The 644-nt window shown below is 30.7% G+C and carries 1 pseudogene; it reads right to left on the reverse strand.

The features are described from left to right. Window positions 1-38: 38 nt before the first annotated feature. Window positions 39-644 (reverse strand): annotated as a pseudogene (locus ACP5GV_RS08120) (DEAD/DEAH box helicase family protein); the annotation flags it as partial.

A 644-nucleotide genomic window follows, 5' to 3' on the forward strand; every position in this document is an offset into this window, starting at 1 on the left:
CTAATAAACTATTAAATGAAAAACTAACAAAGATGGCGTTAAAACAAGGTGCAATCCGCATTTAAACCAAAAATGAAAAGTGTTTGAAGTGTTTTTATTCCATAATCAGGATTTTCTTCTCTTTTTAGAGAGTAGTCTTTCCCTTTAAGTCTTACTCCTCTTCCAAAAAGCTGTATTATCTGTGCCCCTTCTCCTTTCCCCATATTGATTAATCCCATCGTTGAAACTCTCCACGAATTCCAACCTTCTATAAACTTCTTTGAACCAATTAGAATATTTACAGGAGAATTGCTTTTGTTAATCTCAAAAAACAAAGATTGGCTTAAATGGTCTTGTTTTACTTTAATATCTGATGTTGATATTAAATTCTTAAGAGAGTTAACATCTCCTACATTGATAACTCCGAAATAATTCTCTGCAGTAGAAGTTTTAAGTCCTATCTCTCCTGATGCATTTTTTATTTCAAAAAGTTCTAATCTTCCTTTACCGCCAAATACTCTTTGATAAATATTTTCTGTAAGTGTCTCAATATCTTGATTTCTTATAAACTCAAACTTTCCTTTAAAAATATCGTTCCCTTCATTGACTATAAGCTCAGATTCTCCTTTTAAAATCTTTCTAACAATGTCCTTTAAAAACTCTTC

The organism is Caldisphaera sp., assembly GCF_049974385.1.
GTDB lineage: Archaea > Thermoproteota > Thermoprotei_A > Sulfolobales > Acidilobaceae > Caldisphaera.